This is a genomic window from Agromyces sp. NPDC058064 (genome assembly GCF_042885275.1).
Taxonomy (GTDB): Bacteria; Actinomycetota; Actinomycetes; order Actinomycetales; family Microbacteriaceae; genus Agromyces.
In genome coordinates this window covers 354,434-375,351 of sequence record NZ_JBHVSE010000002.1, presented here as the reverse complement: position 1 = coordinate 375,351, position 20,918 = coordinate 354,434, and the positions used below count along the sequence as shown (strand labels likewise).

The window sequence follows — 20,918 nt, the reverse complement described above, 5'->3', positions numbered from 1 at the left end:
GCATGGCCGCAGACCCCTCCGCCCGCATCATCGCCCTCGCCGGCATCCCGGCGCCCGTGATCTCCGACTCGGCGTTCGTCGCCCCCGGCGCGGTGATCGTCGGCGACGTCCGCCTCGAGGAGGGCTCGAGCGTCTGGTACAACGCGGTGCTGCGCGCCGAGGCCGAGCCGATCGTGCTCGGCGCCGGCTCCAACCTGCAGGACACCGTCGTGTGCCACGTCGACGCCGGCTACCCGCTCACCGTGGGACGGGGCGTCTCGGTCGGGCACGGCGCCGTGCTGCACGGCTGCACCGTCGAGGACGACTGCCTCATCGGCATGGGCGCGACCGTGCTGAACGGCGCCGTCATCGGCGAGGGCTCGCTCGTCGCGGCGGGCGCCGTCGTGCTCGAGGGCACGGTCGTGCCCGCAGGCTCACTGGTCGCGGGCGTCCCCGGGAAGGTGCGCCGCGAGCTCACCGACGCGGAGCGCGACGGCATCCGGCGCAACGCCGCCGCCTACCTCGCGCACGTCGACGAGCACACCGCCGCGAGCGACTAGGCGTCGCGCGGCGCGCGCCCGCCGCACGACCCAGCGCGCCGGGAGCGCGAACGCCAGCGAGACCGAACCCGCCAGCGATCGGTCGTAGTGCCCGAGCATGCGCTTGCGTTCGAAGGCGCGGCGCAGCGCACCCCCGGTCAGGTTGTAGCGACGGCTCCGGAACGGCAGGGCCCCGGCCTGCCGGAGCAGGAGGAGCTCCTCGAGCCGCTCGGCCCAGTCGTCGGCCGCCTCGCCGTGGAAGTAGTTGTCGTCGAGCCAGGCCCGATCCGGGCGCTGCGGCGCCCATCCGGTGATCGCCTCAGCCCCGGCGAAGAGGCCGCTGCCCGCGAACACCGTGTTGATGAGCTTCGGCTCGACGCCGAACTCGTCGACCACGATCGCAGGAACCCCCGCGGCGACCGCCTCGAGCACCGCGGTCGAGCTGACCGTCACGAGCATCGCCGCGTCGTCGAGGCACCGCGCCATCGGACCGTCGAGCACGACCAGGTTCGGCGGCGGCGCACCGCCGACGGCCGCTCGAACCTCGGGGTCGGCGAGGAGCTCGGCGTAGTCGTACGCCTCTGCGTGCGTCTGCGCCTCGCCGCGGCGAGCGCGCACCTTCACGACCACCCGGCGACCGGGCCGCTTCCGTGCGGCCTCGGCGAGCCAGCCCAGCACCCGGATCCGGTCCTCCCGCTGCGCGGGGACCTTCGCCTGCGCCGCGAACACGAGGTCGCCGCCGTGCCGCCCCTCGGCCGCCGCAGGCGCCGGGCCCGTGGCATCCACGTCGGCAGCCTCGAGCGCAGCCTCGCGCCCCGACAGGAACGGCAGCGTCGCGAGGCAGAACTCGACCGGAACGTCGAGCGCGAGCGCGTTCGCCCGGAACTCGCGCACCTCGCGCCGGCTGTGCAGCACGAGCAGGTCGGCCTGCTCGCGGTAGACGATCGCCTTCGGCTCGGCCGGAATGGTGAGCCCCGGGAAGCCGCTCACGATCACCGGGCGGTCGGGCAGCGCCCCGACGATCGGCGCGACGACCCGCACGAGCGGACCGCGGAGGGCGAGCAGGACCGCGTCGGGCCTGCGGCTCGCGAGCCGGGCGGCGAGCCCGTCGAGGCTCAGCCGTCGCACCGAGCGCGCCGAGAACCCGGTGCCGTCGAGCGCGGCGGCGAACTGGCGATCGCTCGGCAGGACGGGTGTGGTCAGGACGACGAGTTCGGACCCCCACCCGTCGGGCAGGCGCGAGGCGAACGCCGCGCCCCACTTCACGTACGAGTCCGAGTCGGCGACGACGACGAGCCGCCGGCGCGGCGCCGTCACAGCGCGGGCACCCGGCGGAGCTTCGCCCGCGGCGCCTCCTCGCCGGGGAACACGCGCTTCACGCCGTCGCCCATGGCCTCGCCGATGACGCGGATGTCGCGCACGAGGTGCTCGAAGCCGGTCGGTTCGAGCGACGCCGCCTGGTCGGAGCCCCACATCGCACGGTCGAGCGTGATGTGCCGTTCGACGGCGACCGCGCCGAGCGCGACGGCAGCGAGCGAGATCTGGAGGCCGCGCTCGTGCCCCGAGTAGCCGACGGGCACGCCCGGGTAGCGCCGCTGCAGCGTGTCGATCGTGCGGAGGTTCGCCTCCTCGGGCGGCATGGGGTAGCTGGAGGTCGCGTGCAGCAGCACGAGCCGCTGGGTGCCGAGCACCTCGACGGCCCGGTCGATCTCGTCGAGCGTCGACATGCCCGTCGAGCAGATGACCGGCTTGCCGGTCGCCGCGATGGCCTCGAGCAGCGCGAGGTCGGTGACCGACGCCGAGGCGACCTTGTACGCGACCACGTCGAGCCGCTCGAGGAACTCGACCGACGGCACGTCCCACGGGGAGGCGAACCAGTCGAGCCCAGCGCGGATCGCGTAGGACGCGATCTCGAGGTACTCGGCCTCGCCGAACTCGACCCGGTACCGGTAGTCGAGGTAGCTCATCGTGCCCCACGGCGTCTCGCGCGGGACATCCCGCATGTGCTCGGGCGTCGCGATCTCGGGCGTGCGCTTCTGGAACTTGACGGCCTGCGCGCCCGCCTCGGCGGCGACGTCGATGAGCCGCTTGGCGATCTCGACGTCGCCGTTGTGGTTGAGGCCGATCTCCCCGATCACGTAGACGGGGAGACCCGGCCCGATCACGGATCGGCCGATGCGGATGGCGGTCATGCGAGTGCTCCCTCGTGTTCGGTTCGTGGTGACGGAGTCGGGGCGGGCGCGCCGGGGCGCGCCGCCAGGACGAGCTCGGCGAGCTCGCGCACGGCGCCCGCGCCCCCGCGGGCCTCGAGCACGACGCGCGCGGCGTCGCGCACCTCCGGTACGGCGTCGGCGACGGCGACCGGCCAGCCGACGAGGGCGAGCGCGGGCAGGTCGCCGACGTCGTTGCCGAGGTAGGCGATGCGTTCGAGCGGGATGCCCCGCGCCGCCGCCCACTCGGCGAGCACCGGCCCCTTGTCGCGAACCCCCTGGAGGACCTCCACCCGCAGCTTCGCCGCCCGCGCGGCGACGACGGGATTCTCCTCGGCCGACAGCACGAGCACCGGAACCCCCGCTGCGCGGAGGCGCGCCACGCCCTGCCCGTCGCTGCGGCTGACGCGCACGAGCTCGCGCCCGTCGGTGTCGACCCAGGCGGTGTCGTCGGTGTGCACGCCGTCGAAGTCGGTGACCACCGCATCGACGTCGACGACGGCCGCGGGGCGGTCGATGAGCTCGACGAGGGCCCGCGCGACGACGAGGTCGGCGGCCGTGTCGATGTCGACGCCGTGCAGGGCGGGCACGAGCTGCGGGGCGATGCGCCCGAAGAAGCGGTGCCGCGCCGCCCGGAAACCCGCGGTCCGCATCGCGGTGAACGCCCCGGTCTCGCGGAACTCGGGCTCGCGATCCTGCCTGCGGCGGCGCACCCCGGCGTCGTGGTTCGCGCCGAACACCGCGCCGTCGCCTGCGGCCCGCCAGAGGAACGCGTGGCTCTCGACGGCGGCGAACACGCTGTCGGCCTCGTGGCTCGCGACCCGCGTGACCGCGGCGTCGAGGTCGGAGGGGTCGATGAAGGGCGAGGTCGCCTGGATGAAGAGCGTCACCGGCGGCACGGCTCCGCCGTCGAAGTGCTCGTCGAGCGCGTGGAGCAGCGCCGACTCCGAGGAGGCGGCGTCGCCGGCGAGCTCGGCCGGCCGGTCGACGACCTCGGCGCCCGCCGCACGGGCGACCCGCGCGATCTCCTCGTCGTCGGTCGAGACGAGCACCGTGCCCACCGTGCGCGCTGCGCGCGCCGCGGCGACCGCGCGTCCGACGAGGGAGACCCCGCCGAGGCGCATCAGGTTCTTGCCCGGCAGCCCCTTCGATCCGCCGCGCGCCGGGATGATCGCGACGGCGACGTCATGCAGTTCCGAGTGCGGCAGGGCCATGCGGGCAGGCTACGGAGCCCGGGTGGCGCGCCGGTGGCGCCCGCGTTGCGGTCGGGTGAACGGGTGGTGCGCGGGTTACGCCTCCAGGCGCAGCTCCGCGGCCTTCACGACGTTCGCGAGCAGCATCGCGCGGGTCATCGGGCCCACCCCGCCGGGGTTCGGCGAGAGGTGGCCCGCGACGGCGGCGACGCCGGGGTCGACGTCGCCCGTGAGCCGGCCCTTGCCGGTCTCCTCGTCCTGCACGCGGGTGATGCCGACGTCGAGCACCGCGGCGCCGGGCTTCACCCACTCGGGCTTCACGAGGTGCGGCACGCCGACGGCCGCGACGACGATGTCGGCGCGGCGCACCTCGGCGGCGAGGTCCTGGGTGCGCGAGTGCGTCAGGGTGACGGTGGCGTCGAGGCCCTTGCGGGTGAAGAGCAGGCCGAGCGGGCGGCCGACCGTGAGGCCGCGACCGATCACGGTGACGTGGCGCCCGCGGATCGGCACGTCGTAGCGCTGCAGCATCTCGACGATGCCCGCGGGCGTGCACGGCAGCGGCGAGTGGAGCTCGCCCTCGATGCCGAGCACGAGCCGGCCGAGGTTCGTCGGGTGCAGGCCGTCGGCGTCCTTGTCGGGGTCGATGAGCTCGAGCATCGCGTTCTCGTCGTGCCCGGCGGGCAGCGGCAGCTGCACGATGTACCCGGTCACCTCGGCCGCCGAGTTGAGGTCGCGGATCGCCACGCGCACGTCGGCCTCGGTCGCCGTGACGGGCAGGTCGACGCGGATCGACTCGATGCCGACCTCGGCGCAGTCGCGGTGCTTGCCCGCGACGTAGGAGCGCGAGGCCGGGTCGTCGCCGACGAGCAGCGTGCCGAGGCCGGGCGTCACGCCCTTCGCCTTCAGCTGGGCGATGCGGGCGGCGAGCTCGTGCTTCACGGCGGACGCCGTGGCGACCCCGTCGAGCGTGATGGCGGTCATGGGTGCTCCCTGGAGTGGCGGGCGGCGGTCGGATGCGACGGAGTGGGGCCGGGCGGGGCAGGTCGCCCCGCCCGGCGGCGGCCTACTGCTGCAAGCCGGGGTAGAGCGGGAACGCCGCCGTGAGCGCCTCGACGCGACCGCGGAGCGCCGCGACATCCGCCCCGCCCTGGAGCGTGAGCGCGATGATGTCGGCGACCTCGGTGAACTCGGCGTCGCCGAAGCCGCGGGTCGCGAGCGCCGGCGTGCCGATGCGCAGGCCCGAAGTGACCATCGGCGGGCGCGGGTCGAACGGCACCGCGTTGCGGTTCACGGTGATGAGGGCCTCGTGCAGGAGGTCTTCGGCCTGCTGGCCGTCGATCTTCGAGTTGCGGAGGTCGGCGAGCACGAGGTGCACGTCGGTGCCCCCCGTGAGCACGTCGACGCCAGCGGCGCGCGAGTCGTGGGCGGTGAGGCGGTCGGCGAGGATCTGGGCGCCGCGGATGGTGCGCTCCTGGCGGTCCTTGAACTCGGCCGAGGCGGCGACCTTGAACGCGGTCGCCTTCGCGGCGATCACGTGCATGAGCGGGCCGCCCTGCTGGCCGGGGAAGACGTTCGAGTTGAGCTTCTTCGCGAGCTCGGTGTCGCGCGAGACGATGAAGCCCGAGCGCGGGCCGCCGATGGTCTTGTGCACGGTCGACGAGACGACGTCGGCGAAGGGCACGGGCGAGGGGTGCAGGCCCGCGGCGACGAGGCCGGCGAAGTGCGCCATGTCGACCCAGAGCTTCGCGCCGACCTCGTCGGCGATCGCGCGGAACGCGGCGAAGTCGAGGTGGCGGGGGTAGGCCGACCATCCGGCGATGATGACCTGCGGGCGGTGCTCGAGGGCCTTGTCGCGCACGACGTCCATGTCGACGAGGAAGGTCTCGGGGTCGACGCCGTACGACACGGCGTTGTAGAGCTTGCCCGAGAAGTTCAGCTTCATGCCGTGGGTCAGGTGGCCGCCGTGGGCCAGCTCGAGGCCGAGGATGGTGTCGCCGGGGGTGGCGATCGCCGAGAGCACGGCCGCGTTCGCGGTCGCACCCGAGTGCGGCTGGACGTTCGCGTACTCGGCGCCGAAGAGCGACTTCGCCCGCTCGATCGCGAGCGACTCGGCGACGTCGACGAACTCGCAGCCGCCGTAGTAGCGGCGCCCCGGGTAGCCCTCGGCGTACTTGTTGGTGAGCACCGAGCCCTGCGACTGGAGCACGGAGACCGGAACGAAGTTCTCGCTCGCGATCATCTCGAGGTAGTCGCGCTGACGACCGAGTTCGAGTTCGAGAACTTCGGCGATCTCGGGGTCGACCTCGGAGAGGGGCGCGTTGAAGATGGATTCGGCCAAGACTGGCTCCTTATGACATACGGACCTATGTGGGGTTGCTGCCTCCGCGACTCGCGCGGAAGCAGTCGTACCGGCCCAGGCGTGCGGTCGGTCCGTAGCAGTCGCTCCCCGATGGGAATCCATCTCAACGCCAGTCGCGACGATCGCAAGCATAGCAATGGATGCCCCGCGCCGCCGCCGTCCGCGACGCACGGCGACACGGGCGCCTCGGGGTCGGTTCCACGAGGTTCGGCGGGGTTGTGCGGCGGTTCGGAAGGCCACGGGGGCTGTCACGCGGGCGGGCGACGTGGCAGGATGTGGTGCGCCCCATTCGTCAAGTTTCCTGCTTTTCGGTCTCGAGGTCGCATGCATCGCCGCAGCACATTCCCCCGCTTCCCATTCGTCGCCGCCGCGCTCGTCGGAGCGCTGCTCGCCCTCACGGCGTGCACCGGCGAACCCGACCGCAACGGAGTCGTCGTGACCGGCATCGTCCCCGCCCCGGCTGAGTTCGAGCTCGCCGACGGCGGCCCCTTCACCCTCACCGACGCCGCGCGCCTCGTCGCCGTCGGCGAGGGCGCCCGAGCCGTCGCCGAGACCTTCGCGGCCCCCGCCAGGGCGGCCACGGGCTTCCCGCTCCCGGTGGTCGACGGCGACGCCGGGGCATCCGACGACTCGACCGGCCGCGACGTCGAACTGGTGATCGACGCGACGGCTGGCCTCGGCGAGGAGGGCTACACGCTCGTGAGCGGGGCCGACGGGGTGCGCATCACGGCGAGCGCGCCGGCCGGCCTCTACTGGGGCACGCAGTCGCTGCGCCAGCTCCTGCCCGCCGAGATCGAGCACACGGATGCCACGCGCTCCCCCGACGGCGGCTGGCCGGTGCCTGCGGTCTCGATCGCCGACGAGCCGCGCTTCGCCTATCGCGCCTCGCTCGTCGACGTCGCCCGCAACTTCATCGCGGTCGACGACGTGCTCGACCACCTCGACCGCATGGCCCTGCTCAAGCTCAACGTGCTGCACCTCCACCTCACCGACGACCAGGGCTGGCGGCTGCAGATCGACGCCTGGCCCGAGCTCACCGGCATCGGCGCCTCGACGTCGGTCGGCGGCGGGGGCGGTGGCTTCTACACGAAGGACGACTACCGGCGCATCGTCGACCACGCGGCCGAGCGCTTCATCACGGTGGTGCCCGAGATCGACCTGCCCGGGCACACGAACGCCGCGCTCAGCGCCTACCCCGAGCTCAACTGCGACGGGGTCGCCCGCGAGCCCTACGAGGGCGTCGACGTCGGCTTCTCGTCGCTCTGCGCCGATCCGGCCCGGGCCGAGGCCACCGACCGCTTCCTCACCGACGTGCTGACCGAGGTCGCCGAGCTCACGCCCGGCCCCTGGATCCACGTCGGCGGCGACGAGCCGCTCGCCACCGAGCACGACGACTTCCTCGACCTCGTCGGGCGCATCACGACGGCGGCCGCGGCGACCGGCAAGACCGTCATCGCGTACCACGAGATGGGCGCGTCGAGCGAGCTGCCGCCCGGCACGATCGGGCACTACTGGGATCTCACCGCCGCGCACGAGATGGCGCCGAACCGCCGCGACGAGCCCGTGCGCCCCTACCCCGAGTCGGCCGGGCAGGCGCGCTCCTTCCTCGAGCAGGGCGGCCGGCTCGTGCTGGCGCCGGCCGACACGACCTACCTCGACATGATGTACCCCGACCGTCCGGCCGGTCCCCTCGGCACCGAGCTCGGCACGCGGTGGGCCTCGACGATCACGCTCGAGGAGGCCTACGCGTGGCGCCCCGAGGAGACGGTCGAGGGGCTCGAGGAGTCCGACATCCTCGGCGTCGCCGCCTCCATCTGGACGGAGACGATCGAGACGGTGCCCGACTTCGAGTTCATGGTGTTCCCGCGCATCGCCGCGATCGCCGAGGTCGGCTGGTCGCCCGCCGACGCGCGCGACGAGGACGGCTTCCGCACGCGGCTCGTGTCGCTCGGCGCGCACCTCGACGCGCTCGGCGTCGCCTACCGCAAGGTCGGCGGGGTCGACTGGCAGGGCTGAACGCCCCGCACCTCGGACGGCGACGGCGGATGCCTCGGGGCCGGCCCCGAGGCATCCGCCGTGTGCAGTGCGCCGCGCGGGTCAGCCGCGACCGGGCCCCGGCGAGGCCGCGATCTCGCTGACGTGCCCGACCGCGTCGGTGGCCCGCGCCTCGAGGGTGTGCCGACCGGGAGCCTCGACGACGACGTCCTCGCCGTCCCAGGCGGTCCACGCACCGCCGTCGAGGCGGACCTCCACGCCGGCGACGCCCGAGCCGTCGTCGCGCGCGTCGACCGTGAACCGCACCGGGTTGCTCGGCGTGCTCACTGCGGGCCGACGGCTCGCGCCGACCTCGACCGAGGGCGCCGCGGTGTCGACGCGGACGACGCCGTAGCCGGAGACGCGCCGGTCGCCGACGGTCGCGCGGTACTCCAGCCGCTGCTCGCCCTGCCCGTCGATCGCGACGGCCCCGGCCGCCGGCGACCAGTCGCCGCCGTCGAGCCGGTACTCGATCGCCGAGGCCTCGCCGGCCGTGCCGCCCGCGGCGAACTCCGCCGTCGGCACCGTCGCGTACCAGCCGCCGTCCGCGTCGGGCGCTTCCGGGGCGAGCTCGGCCGAGATCCATGCCTCGGGTCCGCCCGTCGACGGGACCGTCAGCTCGAAGAGGCTGAGGTACGGGCTCAGGTTCTTCGCGGTCACGGTCACCCGCACGTGGCGGGCCTCGACGGGCTCGAAGGTCACGGTGTCGACTCGAGCTCCCACGGCCTGCCCGGACTTCGTGGCGGCCGTGCGCCAGCTCGCACCGTCGTCGGAGACCTCGACGACGTAGTCCTTCGCCGATGCCCCCTCCCACGCCAGCACGACCTCGCCGAACGTCTGCTTCGCCCCGAGGTCGACGGCGATCCACGGCTGCGCGACGTAGTTCGCCGACCAGCGGGTCTTGTCGTCGCCGTCGATCGCGAGGCTCGGCGGGAACGCCGCGGCCTCGACGCCCGACGCGGTCGCCGTGGCGCCGCTCGTGAGCGGTTCGGGCGCGAACACCGACATGCGCCAGGCGCTGACGGCGCCGGCGGCCCCGTCGGACCGGATGTCGCGGACGGCGACGTACTTCGCCTGGAGCGAGCCGAGCTCGACCGACGCGGTCGCGCCGTCGACGTCGTCGGCGACCCGCTGCCAGAACACGCCGTCGTCCGAGACGTCGACGTCGTAGCTCGCCGGAGCCGCGCCGGCCCATTCGACCTCGATCCGACCGACGGGCGCGGACTCGGCGAGTTCGATGCGGACGTCGGCCGTGTCCTCGGACGTCGCCCATCGCGTGAGGGCGAGTCCGTCGGTCAGCGACGCGGCCGTCATGCCGTCGTCGCTCGACGACGCGGTGACGGTCGCGCCCAGGCTCAGCTCGCCCGGCCGGGCGACTCCGGTCTGGTCGATCGTCGTGAGACCCGGCCCCGAGCCGATCCGGCGCTGCACGTCGACGAAGTCGCCGTACGAACGAGCGGGCGTCTGCGAGTCCCAGGTCTTCTGGGCGATCACGGGGAACGAGTCGCGGACGAGCCCGTGCACGTCGAGCTCGGTGTAGTCCTCGTGGACGAGGTCGTTCCAGACCGCGAACATCGCCCCCTCGGGCGCCCCCTCGGGCACGACGGCCGTCGAGCCGAGCCGGTTGGGAAGCCAGGTCGCGTAGAGGCCGGCGTTGTTCAAGCCGTTGCCGTGGTAGTAGTTCGCGAACGGCACGACGTAGAGGTCGCCGTCGTTCGTGTTGATGTACCGGTAGCCGTCGGCCTCCGCCTTGGCCATGCCGTACCACCCGTTGTTCCAGGAGTTGATGACGACGTCGCGGTCGTAGCCGTCGGCCGAGCCGTGCATCACGCTCATGCTGCCCCAGGCGCGCGGCTGCTTGCCGAGTCCGCGGATGTGCTCGGCCATGGTGTTGAAGAACTCGCGGTACTGGTCCGCGCCCGAGCGCGGGTACTCGTCGGCGCCGAAGTGCACGTCGGGACCTTCGAACCACGGCACGAACTCGTCGAAGACGGCCTTGATCGTCTCGGTGGACTCGGGGTTCGAGAGATCGAGGTGGTCCGAGTCGCCGCCGTTGAAGCCGAGCTGCGGCTTCCAGCGGATGAACGACCGGGAGTGCGCGGGAGCGTCGATCTCGGGCACGATCGTCACGGCGTGCGCGGCCGCGGTGTCCTCGAAGCTCTGCCAGTCGGCGCGATCGTAGGCGCCGTCCTCGGACGCGAGCCCGGCGAACGCGGGGTTGTCGCTCTTCAGCCGGAAGCCGTCGTACGCGTCCTTCCAGCCGCCAGCCGGCCGCGCGATCTCGTTGTCGTTGAGGTGCAGCTGGAACTGGTTCAGCTTGTACCAGCTCATCATCGTGATGTAGTCGCGGACGAACTCGGGGGTGAAGAACCGGCGCCCGACGTCGAGCGCGAAGCCGCGCACGCTGTGGTTCGGCCAGTCGATCGACTCCCCCGCGGGCACTGAGCGACGCAGCGGCGACTGCACGAGCGCCTGCAGCACCGTGCGCGTGCCCCAGAACGCGCCCTGCGAGGCGGGCGCGGCGATCTCGACGCCCTCCTGGTCGATCGTGAGGCGGTAGCCCTCGGCGTCGAACAGGGCGCCGCCGTCGGCGGACTCGAGGTCGGCGTCGAGGTCGAGCCGGAGGTCTCCGCTTCGGGCCTCCCCGCCGACCGCGACGTCCGCGACGATCCCCGTCACGGACGACAGGTCGTCGGCGAACTGGTGCGCGACGGCCTCGAGCTCCGGGTCGGCGACGATTCGGGCGCCCGGGGCGAGTTCGAACGCGCCCTCTCCGCCGGTCCAGGTCTGCAGGGCCGGGATGATCTCCGGAGCCGCGTTCGTCGCCGCCTGCGCCGGAACCGGCGAGAGGGCGAGCAGCGCACCCGCCGTCGCGATCGTCGTCGCCACCGCGGTGTTTCGCCGCAATCGTGCCCGGATCGTGCCGGGTGGAATCCTGTCGTCCAACGGAGACCTCCTTGTCTCGAAACCCCACTTCAGTGAGTGAGTAAACTAAGTTCCCCCGACCATAGGAGACGCTCGGCACGACCGTCAAGCACCGCATCGCGCCGAGCCGCAGGCGGTCGGCCGTCGCACGACGTGCACGGACGACGAAGGCGGATGCCCCGGGGTCGAGCCCGAGGCATCCGCCTGTCGTGTCGCGTATCGAGCGCTACTTGACGCTGCCCGCCGTGAGGCCGCCGACGAGGCGCTTCTCGATGAGCATGAAGAGCACGACCACCGGGATGATCGCGACGATCGAGACGCCGAACACGTAGTGCCAGCTCGTCTCGTACTGTCCGACGAACTTCGTGAGGGCGACCGACATCGGCTGGTTGCCCGCCGTCGAGAGGATGACGAGCGAAGCCGCGAACTCGTTCCAGCACGCGACGAAGGTGAACACGATCGCCGTCACGATGCCCGGCCACACGAGCGGCAGGTTGATCTTGAAGAGCACCGTGAGCCGGCCGGCGCCGTCGATCTGCGCGGCCTCGTCGACCTCCTTCGGGATGCCCGCGAAGAACGAGTGCATGATCCAGACGGCGAACGACAGGTTGAATGCCGCGTTGATGAAGATCATCGCCGCCCAGGTGTCGATCATGCCGAGCGTCGTGAACTGGCGGAAGAGGCCCGAGGTGAGCACCGCGGGCTGCAGCATCTGCGTGACGATCACGAGGAACAGGAACACCATGCGGAACGGGAAGCGGAACCGCGCCGTGTAGTACGCCGCGGGCAGCGCGACGGCGAGCACGAGCAGCGTCGCGAACACCGAGATCACGATCGTCGAGACCATGTTCTGCGGCAGCGGCGTCTCGGGCGTCGACCACATGTTGATGTAGTTCTCCCAGTGCCACTCCGTGGGGAAGTAGGTGGGATCGACCGAGCGGATCTGCGCCTTCGTCTTCACCGAGCCGAAGAACATGATGAGGTACGGCACGATGAACACCGCGAGCACGACGAGCCCGGCGAGCATGCGCAGCAGTACGCTGCCGAGCGGCACCTGGTCTTCCGTGTAGCGGCGCTTGCGAGGGGCGGCCGTGCCGCGGGATGCCCCCCGGCCGGCGTCGGCGGCGAGCATGGCGCGAGTTTCGGTGACGCTCATCAGATCTCCCGCGTGGGCTTGACGACCTTCACGTACACCGCGACGATCACGATGACGATGAGGAAGGCGACGACCGAGAGCGCGCTCGCGACGTCGACCTTGTGCTGGTTCTGGATGTACTTGAAGATCATCGTCATGATCGTGTCGGCGTCGTAGCCGGGTATCGACCCGGTCATGACCCTCAGGATCGGCAGCGAGTTGAACACGTTGATGATGTTGATCAGCACGGCGACGCTCAGCGCGCCGCGGAGCTGCGGCAGCACGACCGTGAAGTAGGTGCGGATGGGGCCGGCACCGTCCATGCGGGCCGCCTCGAGCGTGTCGGTCGGCACCGTGGCGAGGCCCGCGAGGATCGTGTACGTCGTGAACGGCAGGGAGACGAAGATCGCGACGATGATCGCCCACATGAAGGCGGTCGTCGGGTTCTTCGTCCAGCCGTAGCCCTCGGGGGTGTCGACGAGGCCGATGTCGACGAGGAACTTGTTGATGATGCCGAAGTACGGCTCGAGGCCGTAGTAGACGACCATCGTCGTCATGACGACCGAGGCCGCCCACGGGATGATCACGACGAGGCGCACGAGCCGGCGGCCAGGGAACGCCTTGTTCAGGATCTGGGCGAGGCCGAGCGAGATCAGCACGGTGAACGCCACCACGACGACCACCCACACGATTGTGCGGAAGAAGATCGGCCAGAAGTACGGGAAGTTGAACACCTCGACGTAGTTGTCGAAGCCGACCGAGCCCTTGTCGAGGCCCGAGAGCGAGATGTCTCGAGTGGAGTTGTAGAACATGACGCCGGCCGGGAACAGCACGACGCCGAAGATGAGCAGGAGCGCGGGCGCGATCCAGGGCAGGGCGACGAGGAGGTCGCGCCCGCCGGGCCGGCCGCGGGCGGCGCCGCCCGCGGCCGATCCCCCGGAACGGGGGCGACCAGTGGTCGCCCCCGCCGGGTTCGGTGATGCTTCGGTCGTGGAACTCATGGTGCGGGGATCACCGAACCCTTCCGTCTTTCATCGAGCGAGCGTCAGCTCGCGTCGACCTGCGCCTGGATCTCGGTCAGCACGTCCTGAGCGGGCTTCGTCTGGATCTGGCCGAACAGCGACTTGAACGCGCCGTCCGTGGCCTGCCACTTCGGGTTGGTGCTCGGGTAGAACTGGGCGTTCGGCAGCACCTCGAGGAACGGCGCGAGCGCCTCCTCGCCCTGCAGCGCCTCGGCGCCCGACTTCGTGACGGGGAGGAAGCCCTCGGTCTGCACCCACGGCACGTACACGTCGGCCGAGTAGTAGTAGTCGAAGAACTTCGTGATCGCGTCCTGCTTCGCGCCGTCGTCGTTGTTGAAGGCCATGAGCTGGTCCATGACGCCGAGGGTGAAGGGCGAGCCGTCCTGCGTGGGGATCGGCACGATCGAGTAGTCGAGCTCGGGGTTGTTCTCCTCGATCTGGCCGACGGTCGGCGGAAGGCCGACCTGCATGCCGATCTTGCCCTGGATGAAGATGTCCATGAGCGGCGAACGGTCGGTCGATCCGGGGTCGGCCTGCGTCGCGCCCGCGTCGATCATCTTCTTGATCTGCTCGGCACCGGGAAGGTTGGCGGGGTCGTCGACCGTGATCGCGTCCGCGTCGCCGAAGGTGCCGCCGCCGCCCCAGAGCCACACGGCCGCCTCGGCCTGCGCCTCTTCCGATCCGAGCGGCATGCCGTAGCCGGCCACGCCGCCGCCGAGCGCCGAGACCTTCGTCGCGGCGTCGAGCAGCTCGTCCCAGTTGGTCGGCGCGGTCGCGCCGGCCTGCTCGAGCAGCGTGTTGTTCACGAACAGCGCGCGCGCCGACGCGATCAGCGGCAGGGCGTAGGCGGTGCCGTCGACCTCGGCGTTCGCGATGAACGAGTCCTGGAAGTCGCTGAAGGTGTCGGGCGAGACCACGTCCTCGGCCGGGTACAGCAGGCCATCGGCTGCGAAGCCGCCGAACGCACCGCCGTTGTAGATGTCGGGGGCCTCACCGCCCTGGATCTTCGTCGTCACGACCTTCTCGAGGTTGTCCCACGACTGGACCTCGAGCTTGACGTCGATGTCCTCGTTCTCGGCTTCGAAGCCGTCGATGACGTCGTTCCAGAGCTTCTCGGTGTTGTCGGAGTAGCTGGGCACGAGCAGGTCGAGCGTGGTCTTGCCGCCGGCGTCGCCGCCGCTGTCACCGCCGCCGAATCCGCACGAGGCGAGCGTCAGCGAGGCGGTGGCGGCGAGCGCGACCGCGGCGCCGAGGCGCAGAGACTTCTTCATTGGATGCTTCCTCACTGTGTTGGGTGGCGCATCGACGAGAGCAGGTCTCAACGCGCCGATGCGTATCGCCCATCCTGCACCGATCTCGAAGATCCGTGCAATTTGATGAACGTTTGACCGAGCAAACGATCAGGTACGTTCACTCGACGCTGGGAAATCTATTCCGCTCCCCACTCGGCCGTCAAGGCTGGAGAGCCATTTGTTACCGGATTTTGTTCGGATCCCTCACTAAACCCCTCGAATGCGGGACAGTGCAGTAAACGATCTTTTCCATGATCGTTGGACACGTATTGCAGTCATCTGCAATCATTGAGGCGTCATCGTCGTCACTCGACGGCCGCACCACCCCGACTGGAGCCCACGTGAGCCTGCCTTCCGCTTCCGCCCCCGCCGCCCACATGGCCGCCGAGCTCGCCTCGCAGCCCGAGACCTGGGCGCGCGCGGCCGAGCTCCGCGACGAGCAGTCGCGACTCCCGCGCCGCGGCGAGCGCGTCGCCGTCGTCGGCTGCGGCACCTCGTGGTTCATGGCCCAGTCGTACGCCTGGCTCCGCGAGTCCGGCGGCCACGGCGAGACCGACGCGTTCGCGGCGTCCGAGGCCTTCCCGCTGCGCGGCTACGACGCCGTCGTGGCGCTCACCCGCTCGGGCACGACGACCGAGGTGCTCCAGCTCGTCGGCGACGTCCGCGGGCAGGTCCGCACCATCGGCGTCATCGGCGACGCGGAGTCGCCCCTCGTCGAGCTCGTCGACGACGCGATCACCCTCCCCTTCGCCGACGAGCAGTCGGTCGTGCAGACCCGGTTCGCGACGACGGCGCTCGCCCTCTTCCGCGCCTCGCTCGGCGAGGACCTCGCGCCGGTGATCGCCGACGCCGAGCTGGCGCTCGCCGAAGAGCTCGACCCGGCGCTCGTCGACGCCGAGCAGTACACCTTCCTCGGCCGCGGCTTCTCGGTGGGCCTCGCCCACGAGGCGGCGCTGAAGATGCGCGAGGCCTCGCAGTCCTGGACCGAGTCGTACCCGTCCATGGAGTACCGTCACGGCCCGATCTCGATCGCCGCGCCCGGCCGGGTGACCTGGCAGTTCGGCCCCGCCCCCGAGGGCCTCGCGGGCGACGTCGCCGCGACCGGTGCGCGCTTCGAGACGAGCGCGCTCGACCCGATGGCCGACCTCGTCCGCGCCCAGCGCGTCTCGCTCGCCCGCGCCCTCGCGCGCGGCCTCGACCCCGACCAGCCGCGCAACCTGACGCGCTCGGTGATCCTCGAAGGCTGACCCGATGAACGACCTCGCGCCACCGCTCGGCCCCGGCGCCGCCGTCCTCGCCTTCGACGTCGGCGGCACCGACACGAAGTCGGCGATGGTGGATGCCGCGGGGCGGGTGCTCGGGCTCCGGCGCACCCCGACCGCGCTCGATCCCGTCGACTCCGCGCGCGCGGTCGCCGCCTCCTTCGCCGGCCTCGCGCAGACGCTGCGCGACGAGCACCCCGGGGTCGAGGTCGTCGCGGCCGGCGTGAGCGTGCCCGGGCTCGTCGACGAGGTGCGCGGGCTCGGCCTGTTCGCCTCGAACCTGGGCTGGCGCGACGCCCCCATCCGCGACCTCGCCGAGCACGCGCTCGGACTGCCGGTCGCGTTCGGCCACGACGTCCGCGCCGCGGGCGACGCCGAGCACCGGCTGGGGGCCGCACGCGGCTACGACGACGCCGTGGTGCTCGCGATCGGCACCGGCATCGCGAGCTCCATGCTCATCGGCGGCCAGCCGTACTCGGCCGGCGGCTACGCGGGCGAGTTCGGGCATTCGCTGGCCGACCCCCGCGGCGAACGCTGCCCCTGCGGCGCGATCGGCTGCCTCGAGACGGTCGCCTCGGCCGGCGCCATCGCCCGGCGGTACCGTGCGGCGAGCGGTCGCGACGTCTCGGGGGCCCGAGCCGTGCTCGAGGCCGCACGCGCGGGCGACCCGCTCGCCGACGACATCTGGACCTCCGCCATCGAGGCGCTGGCCGAGGGCATCGCCCGGCTCGTCGCGACCCTGGCACCCGAGGCGATCGTCATCGGCGGCGGCCTCTCGCAGGCCGGGCCCGCGCTCTTCGAGCCGCTCGGCGCGCGGGTCGACGCCCTCCTCAGCTTCCACCGCCGTCCGGTGCTCCTGCGCGCCGAGCTCGGCGACGACGCCGGCCTGCTCGGCACCGCCCTCGCCGCGCGCGACCTCGCCGCGGCCAAGGCCGCGAGCGCGGCCGGAACGGCGGCGCCGTGATCCTCACCGTCACCCCGAACCCCGCAGAGGACCTCACCTGGCACCTCGCCGAGCTGCGCCCGGGCGAGACCCTCCGAGTGCCGACGGGCGTCTCGCGCGCCGGCGGCAAGGGCCTGAACGTCGCACGGGTGCTCGCCGCCGAGGGGCACGACGTGCTGGCGCTCACGACCGCGGGCGGCGCAGCCGGCACGCGACTGGCCGACGACCTCGAACGCAGCGGCATCCCCCACCGGCTCGTTCCCGTACGCGGCGAGACGCGACGCAGTCTCGCACTCGTCGACGAGTCGAGCGGCGAGACCACGATCCTCAACGAGCACGGCGCGCCCCTCGCCGATGCCGAGGCCGACGCCCTCCTCGCCGAGGCGGCCCGCCTCGGGCGACGCGCCGACGTCGTCGTCATCAGCGGCAGCCTGCCGCCCGGCTTCGGCCCCGACGAGCTCGCCGGGCTCGTCGCCGAGCTCGTCGCCGCGGGCGCACCGGTGATCGTCGACACGAGCGGACCGGGGCTGCTCGCCTCCGCCCGCGCGGGTGCGACGGTGCTGAAGCCGAACCGCGACGAGCTCGCCGAGGTGACCGGCCACGACGATCCGGTCGCCGGAGGCCGAGCGCTGCTCGACGCGGGCGCCCGGCTCGTGCTCGTCTCGCTCGGCACCGAGGGGCTGCTCGTGCTCTCGCACGCCGACCGCTCCGACGGCGTGCGCGCCCGGCTGCCCCGGCCGCTGCACGGCAACGCGACCGGTGCGGGCGATGCGGCCGTCGCGGCGATCGCCGCCGCCGTGGCCACCACCCCGTCGCTCGTGAGCGACCCGGGCCGCGAGGGCGTCGCCGCACGGGCCGCGCTCGCGCGGCGCGCGACGGCGTGGTCGGCCTCGGCCGTGCTGATGCCCGTCGCGGGCGCGCTCTCGCCCGACCACGTGCGGCTCGAGGCCGAGGTCGTCGTCACGGGCGACCACGAGGCATCCGCCGCCGACCAGGCGAACACCGAGCGGGCGCAGCAGGCGCCCGCGACCGACCCGAGGACCACCGCATGACGCTCATCCCCACCCGCACCGTCCTCGAGGCCGCCGCGTCGGCCGGCACCGCGATCGGCGCGTTCAACGTGCTGCACCTCGAGACGGCCGAGGCCCTCGTCGGCGCCGCGGAGGACACCGGCCTGCCGGTCATCCTGCAGCTCTCCGAGAACTGCGTGAACTACCACGGGGCCTTCGAGCCGATCGCTCGCGCGACGCTCGCCGTCGCCGAGGCCTCGAGCGCCCGCGTCGCCGTGCACCTCGACCACGCGGAGGACGTGGAGCTCGCGCTCCGCGCGATCGACGGGGGCTTCGGCTCGGTCATGTACGACGGCGCGAAGCTCGACTTCGCCGACAACGTCGCGACCACCCGGCGCGTCGTGGCGCACGCGGCCGAGGCGGGCGTGCTCGTCGAGGCCGAGCTCGGCGAGATCGGCGGCAAGGACGGTGCGCACGCGCCCGGCGTCCGCACCGACCCGGCCGAGGCGGCGCAGTTCGTCGCCGAGACCGGGGTCGACGCCCTCGCGGTCGCGGTCGGCTCGTCGCACGCGATGACCGAGCGGGTCGCGGCGCTCGACCTCGAGCTCATCGCGCGGCTGCACGCCGCCGTGCCGGTGCCGCTCGTGCTGCACGGCTCGTCCGGGGTGCCCGACGAGACCATCGTCGCGGGCATCGCAGCGGGCCTCACGAAGATCAACGTGTCGACGCACCTGAATGCGGCCTTCACCGGCGCGATCCGCGACTACCTCGCGGAGCACCCCACGGCCGTAGACTCTCGCAAGTACCTCGCGGCGGGCCGCGACGCGGTGCGCATCGAAGCGGGCCGCATGCTGAGGCTGTTCGCCTCGCCGGCGACGGCGGGCACCACCGGAAGGGACGGGATCGGATGAATCGCGCGGAGCGCCTGAGCGCCGTCCTCGACCTGCTCGCCGACGGCGGCCAGGTCGAGGTCGAGCAGATCGTCGACCAGCTCGGGGTGTCGCCGGCGACGGCCCGGCGCGACCTCGACGCGCTCGCGAGCCAGCAGCTGCTCACCCGCACCCGCGGAGGCGCCGTCGCCCACTCGGTCGCGTACGACCTGCCGATCCGCTACAAGAACCAGCAGAACCCCGAGTCGAAGGCCGCGATCGCCCGTGCGGCGAGCGCGATGGTGCCTCGGGGCGCCGTCATCGGGCTCTGCGGCGGCACGACGGCCACGGCGATCGTGGAGGCGCTCATGTCGCGCGCCGACATCATGGAGCCGGCGAACGACCCGAGCCTCACAGTCGTGACGAACGCGATCAACATCGCCATGCAGCTCGCGATCCGGCCCCAGATCAAGACGGTCGTGACCGGCGGCGTCGTGCATGCGCGCTCGTACGAGCTCGTCGGCGCGTACACCGACGCGGTGCTCGGCAGCGTGACGCTCGACTACGCCTTCATCGGCGTGAACGGCATCGACCCGGCGATCGGCCCGACCTCGCACGACGAGCGCGAGGCGGCGGTGAACGCGCTCATGGCCTCGCGCGCCACCCATCCGGTGCTCGTCGCCGACTCGTCGAAGCTCGACAAGCGGGCGTTCGCCGCGATCGGCTCACGGCGCCTCTTCTCGACCCTGATCACCGACTCGGGCGTGACCGAGGCGCAGCTGGCGCGGCTGGCCGACCACGGCTACGACGTTATCGTTGCTTAGGTGAGCACCCCAGTCCTCCCGACCGCACCCGCCTCCGCCCCGAACGGGTCCACGATCATCCATTCGGCGCGGATCGTGAGCGGGTTCGACACGGTGCCCGACGCCTGGGTGCGCTTCGAGGGCGGCAGCGTCGCCGAGCGCGGGCTGGGCGACGCCTGGCGCGAGCACCTCACCCCCGACACGAGCGTGACGGATGCCTCGGGGCGATTCCTCGTCCCGGGGTTCATCGACATCCACTGCCACGGCGCCGGAGGCGCGTCCGCCGACGAGGGCGAGGCGGCGATCGAGCGCGTGCTCGCCGTGCACAACGCCCACGGCACGACCCGCACGGTGCTCTCGCTCGTCACGGCACCCGTCGACCGGCTCGCCGAGCAGGTCGCGATGATCGCAGGCCTCTCGCGTCGCGACCCGCGCGTGCTCGGCTCCCACCTCGAAGGTCCGTTCCTCGACGACGCCTACCGCGGTGCCCACGACCCGTCGCTGCTGCGCACCGCCGACGCCGACTCCGTCGATCGGCTCCTCGCCGCGGCCGACGGCACGCTGCGCCAGATCACGATCGCGCCCGAGCATCCCGGGGCGACGGAGGCCATCGGCCGCTTCGTCGATGCGGGCGTCGCGGTCGCGGTCGGGCACACCGGGGCCGACTTCGACACCGCCCTCGCCGCGTTCGGTGCGGGCGCGACGATCCTGACGCACGCCTTCAACGGCATGCGGGGCATCCACCACCGTGCGCCGGGCCCCGTCGTCGCGGCCATGCACGCCGACCACGTCACCCTCGAGATCATCAACGACGGGGTGCACGTCCACGCCGACGTCGTGAAGCTCGCCTTCGCCGGTGCACCGGGGCGCGTCGCGCTCATCACCGACGCCATGGCGGCGACCGGATCCGCCGACGGCGAGTACCTCCTCGGCACGCTGGAGGTCGTCGTCGACCAGGGCGTCGCCCGCCTCCGCGAGGGCGGCTCGATCGCGGGATCGACGCTCCTGCAGGACGAGGCGCTGCGTCGCGCCGTCGTCGACAGCGGCATCCCGCTCGACCAGGCGATCGCCGCGCTCACGGTCGTGCCGGCGGCCGCGATCGGTCGCGCGCACGATCTCGGCCGGCTCGACCGCGGCTACGCCGCCGACGCGGTGCTGCTCGGCGACGAGCTCGACGTGCAGGCGGTCTGGGCGGCGGGCGGCCGACTGGCCTGAGCCGCGCCCGGCGCGAGCACTGGGAGAAGGGCCGGCCCCGAGACGTGTTCCCCATCGTCTCGGAGCCCGGCCGTTCGAATCGAGCCGCCCTTTCCCCCGGGCGCCTCGTCCCGCCGGCGGGTACCCGG

General features: G+C 72.5%; 16 protein-coding genes and 1 pseudogene. 8 read left to right on the top strand and 9 right to left on the bottom strand.

The window, feature by feature from the left end; all coding sequences use genetic code 11:
* Positions 1–2: 2 nt before the first annotated feature.
* Complete coding sequence (locus ACFVSL_RS07540) at positions 3–539, top strand: gamma carbonic anhydrase family protein (protein ID WP_386939851.1); 537 nt, start codon at positions 3–5, stop codon at positions 537–539.
* Between the two features lie 204 nt (positions 540–743).
* Here ACFVSL_RS07540 and ACFVSL_RS07535 read toward each other — a convergent pair.
* From ACFVSL_RS07535 to glyA, 5 genes and pseudogenes are all read right to left on the bottom strand, one after another.
* Positions 744–1,835 (bottom strand): annotated as a pseudogene (locus tag ACFVSL_RS07535) (DUF6716 putative glycosyltransferase); the annotation flags it as partial.
* Positions 1,832–2,710 carry an N-acetylneuraminate synthase family protein gene (locus ACFVSL_RS07530; RefSeq protein WP_386939849.1) on the bottom strand — a complete coding sequence of 293 codons (879 nt, stop codon included), beginning with the start codon at positions 2,708–2,710 and terminating at the stop codon, positions 1,832–1,834. The pseudogene ACFVSL_RS07535 and the gene ACFVSL_RS07530, both read right to left, overlap by 4 nt.
* Positions 2,707–3,942: a cytidylyltransferase domain-containing protein gene (locus ACFVSL_RS07525; RefSeq protein WP_386939847.1), complete on the bottom strand. Its 1,236-nt coding sequence runs from the start codon at positions 3,940–3,942 to the stop codon at positions 2,707–2,709. The genes ACFVSL_RS07530 and ACFVSL_RS07525 overlap by 4 nt, the downstream gene beginning before the upstream one ends.
* 75 nt (positions 3,943–4,017) lie before the next feature.
* Entirely contained in the window at positions 4,018–4,902 is an 885-nt protein-coding gene (locus tag ACFVSL_RS07520; protein WP_386939844.1) for a bifunctional methylenetetrahydrofolate dehydrogenase/methenyltetrahydrofolate cyclohydrolase, read from the bottom strand.
* Between the two features lie 82 nt (positions 4,903–4,984).
* Positions 4,985–6,259 (bottom strand): serine hydroxymethyltransferase, encoded by a 1,275-nt coding sequence (gene glyA, locus ACFVSL_RS07515; protein ID WP_386939842.1) that lies wholly within the window; start codon positions 6,257–6,259, stop codon positions 4,985–4,987.
* A gap of 345 nt (positions 6,260–6,604) precedes the next feature.
* On the opposite strand from glyA, the gene ACFVSL_RS07510 reads away from it, so the two are divergent.
* A complete protein-coding gene (locus ACFVSL_RS07510; protein ID WP_386939840.1) occupies positions 6,605–8,296 on the top strand; it encodes a beta-N-acetylhexosaminidase in 1,692 nt (563 codons plus the stop codon).
* 81 nt (positions 8,297–8,377) lie between these two features.
* Here the strand turns inward: ACFVSL_RS07510 and ACFVSL_RS07505 are convergent, their stop codons facing one another.
* The 4 genes from ACFVSL_RS07505 to ACFVSL_RS07490 all read right to left on the bottom strand — a co-directional run bounded on the left by ACFVSL_RS07505 (position 8,378) and on the right by ACFVSL_RS07490 (position 14,667).
* Positions 8,378–11,203, bottom strand: coding sequence for a discoidin domain-containing protein (locus ACFVSL_RS07505; protein ID WP_386939838.1), 2,826 nt, complete (start codon positions 11,201–11,203; stop codon positions 8,378–8,380).
* A 262-nt stretch (positions 11,204–11,465) separates the two neighbouring features.
* Positions 11,466–12,395 carry a carbohydrate ABC transporter permease gene (locus ACFVSL_RS07500; RefSeq protein WP_386939837.1) on the bottom strand — a complete coding sequence of 310 codons (930 nt, stop codon included), beginning with the start codon at positions 12,393–12,395 and terminating at the stop codon, positions 11,466–11,468.
* Positions 12,395–13,375 carry a carbohydrate ABC transporter permease gene (locus ACFVSL_RS07495; RefSeq protein ID WP_386939835.1) on the bottom strand — a complete coding sequence of 327 codons (981 nt, stop codon included), beginning with the start codon at positions 13,373–13,375 and terminating at the stop codon, positions 12,395–12,397. Before ACFVSL_RS07495 ends, ACFVSL_RS07500 begins: the two co-directional genes overlap by 1 nt.
* A 44-nt stretch (positions 13,376–13,419) precedes the next feature.
* A complete protein-coding gene (locus ACFVSL_RS07490) occupies positions 13,420–14,667 on the bottom strand; it encodes an extracellular solute-binding protein (RefSeq protein ID WP_386939833.1) in 1,248 nt (415 codons plus the stop codon).
* Positions 14,668–15,065: 398 nt separating this feature from the next.
* Here ACFVSL_RS07490 and ACFVSL_RS07485 point away from each other — a divergent pair, with 398 nt between their 5' ends.
* Genes ACFVSL_RS07485 through ACFVSL_RS07460 form a run of 6 tightly spaced genes read left to right on the top strand, consistent with a single transcriptional unit; the run spans position 15,066 to position 20,790 of the window.
* Entirely contained in the window at positions 15,066–15,935 is an 870-nt protein-coding gene (locus ACFVSL_RS07485) for an SIS domain-containing protein (protein ID WP_386941124.1), read from the top strand.
* 4 nt (positions 15,936–15,939) lie between these two features.
* On the top strand, positions 15,940–16,914 hold the full coding sequence (locus ACFVSL_RS07480; protein WP_386939831.1) for an ROK family protein: 975 nt from the start codon (positions 15,940–15,942) through the stop codon (positions 16,912–16,914).
* Complete coding sequence (locus ACFVSL_RS07475) at positions 16,911–17,945, top strand: 1-phosphofructokinase family hexose kinase (RefSeq protein ID WP_386939830.1); 1,035 nt, start codon at positions 16,911–16,913, stop codon at positions 17,943–17,945. The genes ACFVSL_RS07480 and ACFVSL_RS07475 overlap by 4 nt, the downstream gene beginning before the upstream one ends.
* Entirely contained in the window at positions 17,942–18,814 is an 873-nt protein-coding gene (locus ACFVSL_RS07470) for a ketose-bisphosphate aldolase (protein WP_386939828.1), read from the top strand. Before ACFVSL_RS07475 ends, ACFVSL_RS07470 begins: the two co-directional genes overlap by 4 nt.
* The gene (locus tag ACFVSL_RS07465) at positions 18,811–19,596 is read left to right on the top strand and encodes a DeoR/GlpR family DNA-binding transcription regulator (RefSeq protein ID WP_376944423.1); all 786 of its coding nucleotides are present in this window, start codon (positions 18,811–18,813) and stop codon (positions 19,594–19,596) included. The genes ACFVSL_RS07470 and ACFVSL_RS07465 overlap by 4 nt, the downstream gene beginning before the upstream one ends.
* Positions 19,597–20,790 (top strand): N-acetylglucosamine-6-phosphate deacetylase, encoded by a 1,194-nt coding sequence (locus tag ACFVSL_RS07460; RefSeq protein ID WP_386939827.1) that lies wholly within the window; start codon positions 19,597–19,599, stop codon positions 20,788–20,790.
* Positions 20,791–20,918 lie beyond the last annotated feature (128 nt).